Annotated in this window: 2 protein-coding genes; both read left to right on the forward strand. The window is 62.8% G+C overall.

The features are described from left to right. Positions 1 to 2,303 (forward strand): TonB-dependent receptor (locus tag H8A92_RS40055; protein WP_229200748.1); only part of this gene is annotated, 2,303 nt, incomplete at its 5' end. A 20-nt stretch (positions 2,304 to 2,323) separates the two neighbouring features. After that, positions 2,324 to 3,013 (forward strand): Fe2+-dependent dioxygenase, encoded by a 690-nt coding sequence (locus H8A92_RS40060; RefSeq protein WP_229200749.1) that lies wholly within the window; start codon positions 2,324 to 2,326, stop codon positions 3,011 to 3,013. The last annotated feature ends 143 nt before the right edge of the window (positions 3,014 to 3,156 follow it).

Here is a 3,156-nt window from a genome sequence, read left to right on the forward strand (position 1 = left end):
CCGCGCGGCGCGCCAACCAGCAGGCAGCGCAGGCGCCGGTGCCGTTCCCCAACGCCGGCGGCCTTCCCGCCGACCGCGATCGCTACGCGGATCCGGCCGCACCCTACAAGGGCGATCGTTTGCAGGCATCCGGGAAATATCCCGAGCCGATCCTGAACACGCCGAAGTCGGTCACGGTGCTGACCAAGGACGTGCTCGAGGACAAGAACGCCACCTCGCTGAAGTCGGCGATCCTCTCGACCGCCGGCGTCACGCTCGGCACGGGCGAGGGCGGCAATGCGTTCGGCGACCGCTTCTTCATCCGCGGCTTCGATGCGCGCAACGATATCTTCATCGACGGCGTGCGCGACGCCGGCGTCAGCGTCCGCGAGAACTTCTTCACCGAGCAGGTCGAGATCCTGCGCGGCCCGGGCTCGTCCTTTGCAGGTCGCGGCACCACCGGTGGTGCGATCAACATCGTCACCAAGCAGGCGACGATGGACAAGAGCTTCTACAACATGGACACCACGTTCGGCACCGATCGCACCAAGCGGGTGACGCTCGACGTCAACCAGGTGATCAGCCCGACGCTGGCGATCCGTGCCGGCGGCCTGTTCCAGGATGCCGGCGTCGCCGGCCGCAGCTATGTCACCGACAACCGCGATGGTGCGTTCGTCGCCGGCACCTGGAAGCCGGTCGACGCGGTGACGATCAGCGGCAACTACATTCACACCGAACTCACCGGTATCCCGGATTTCGGCGTGCCTTATTACCGGCCGAGCACGGCGAGCACCGCCGGTGGCCCGTTCCCGGATTTCGGTGTGAACCGCAACAATTTCTATGGCTTCGTCAATCGTGACTTCTTCAGGACCGGGCAGGACATCGGAACGATCAATGCCGAGGTGCGGATCACGCCGGACCTCACGATCAGCAACAAGATCCGGGAATCACGCTCGACCCAGAACTACATCGGCACGCTGCCGGAACAACCGACGCTGACCAATCCGCTCTCGGCCTCGACCCTCAATGCCAACCCGCAGAGCCGCTATCAGGTCACCGACGTGTTCGCGAACCAGACGGAGGCGACCTACAAGTCGGTCGACGGCCTTGGCTTCAAGCACACGACCACTGCCGGCGTCGAATACGACAACGAGCGGTCTTCGATCGACAGCTACACCGGCCTGGCCTCCGAAATTACGACCGGCACATCGGCTTTCACTGGCGGCGGCTCGCTCTCCGGCGTCAGCGTCTTCAACCCGCAATACACAAATCAGCCGTTCGGAATTCCATCGCTGATGGGAAGACCGACCAGGATCAGCGTCGACACCGTGAGCGGATACGTCATGGATTCCGCCAACTACAACGACTTCGTCATCCTCAATGGCGGCGTGCGCTACGACGACTACAAGATCAACACGTCCGCATTTGCATCGAATGGCACCTTCGGGCAGCAGTCGGCCGAGTTCGGAATGCCGAACTTCAACGTTGGTCTCACCTTGAAGCCGCTGCCGAACGGCAGCGTCTATGCGGCCTACGCGACCTCGTCCAATCCCGTTGGCGCCGAGTTCGACGGCACCAGCACGGCCTATGGCGGTATCAATCCGGTTCTCAACGGCGGCAATAACCAGATCTTCGGGCCGGAGAAGAACAAGGCGATCGAAGTCGGCACCAAATGGGAGCTGTTCGACCGTCATTTGCTGGTGACGGCGGCGCTGTTCCAGACCGAGAAGGAAAACGCGCGCGAAGCGCAGAACGTCAACAGCACCACCGCAGCTGCGGCGGTCCCGGGATGCGTCTATCCGGCCGGAACGACGGGCAACGTATCCTGCATCACGGCAGGCGCTGCTTACCGCATCCGCGGTATCGATCTCGGCGTCGGCGGCAAGATCACCGACAAATGGAGCGTGTTCGGCGGTCTCGTGCTGATGCAGTCGGAAGTAACGAAGTCGATGGCGCCGCCGGCCAACACGATCCTGTACTCCAGCAACGTGGGACTTCCGCTCGCCAACGTCGCGCACCAGTCGTTCAGCATGCTGACGAAGTATCAGCTCACCGACATGTGGGAGCTGGGCGGGCAGGCGGTCTATCGCTCGAAGGTCTACGGCGGCACGCTGCTCGCGGCGAACCAGGGCACCTCGATCCCGAGCTACTGGCGCTTCGACGCGTTCGCTGAGGCAAAGATCGACAAGAACTGGACCATGAAACTGTTCGTCAACAACATCTTCGACAAGCGCTACTACGACGCGCTCTACCAGAGCGCGGCGCCGTTCGTGCTCGAAGCGCCGGGACGCGCGGCGTATCTGGTTGTGTCTGCGCGTTACTGACGGAGGCTTCGCGGCACGAGATGCTGATCTGTGTTCCCAACGTATTGAGCAAGGCCGATGTGGCGGACTTCCGCCGCATCATGGAGCAGGCCGAATGGGAGGACGGCCGTTCCACCGCGGGTGCCGCGTCGGCAATGGTCAAGCGAAACGAGCAGCTGCCGCCCGACAGCGAGGTCGCCAGGCTGCTCGGCAATCGTATCCTGACGGCGCTGTCGGCAAGCCCGCAGTTCATCTCGGCGGCGATCCCGCTTCAAATCTTTCCACCCCTGTTCAACCGCTACGCCGCAAGCGACGGGCACCGTTTCGGTCTGCATGTCGACAATGCGGTGCGCGGGGACAGACTGACGGGCCTGCGGATCCGCACCGACCTGTCGGTCACGCTATTTTTATCGGAGCCGGAAGAGTACGATGGCGGCGAGCTCGTCATAGAGGACCTCTACGGATCGCATGAAATCAAGCTGCCGGCCGGCGATCTCGTGCTTTATCCTGCGTCCAGTCTGCATCTGGTGACGCCGGTTACGCGGGGAGCGCGGGTAGCGTCTTTTTTCTGGCTGCAGAGCATGGTACGGGATGCTCACGCGCGCAGCCTGATCTTTGATCTCGATACAGCGATCCAGGCTCTGGTGGAGCGGCTGGGGCGCGATGACCCTGAAACGGTCAAATTGACCGGGATTTATCACAACCTGATCCGTCACTGGGCTGAAGTGTAACTGATGATGACATTCAAGTTCCCCGCTGCATCCGCCATGATCGCCTCGCTGGCGATGCTGATGCTCGCCGCGCCGTCTTCGGCGCAGCAGCAAACGGCGCCTGCCGCGCAGCCCTTGCCCGCGACCCGGTCTCAGCCCGCACC

It is taken from the genome of Bradyrhizobium acaciae (assembly GCF_020889785.1).
GTDB classification, from domain to species: domain Bacteria; phylum Pseudomonadota; class Alphaproteobacteria; order Rhizobiales; family Xanthobacteraceae; genus Bradyrhizobium; species Bradyrhizobium acaciae.

Coding starts and splice junctions, on each gene's coding strand:
- H8A92_RS40060 (WP_229200749.1), top strand. CDS start 2,324: ATGCTGATCTGTGTTCCCAACGTATTGAGCAAGGCCGATGTGGCGGAC.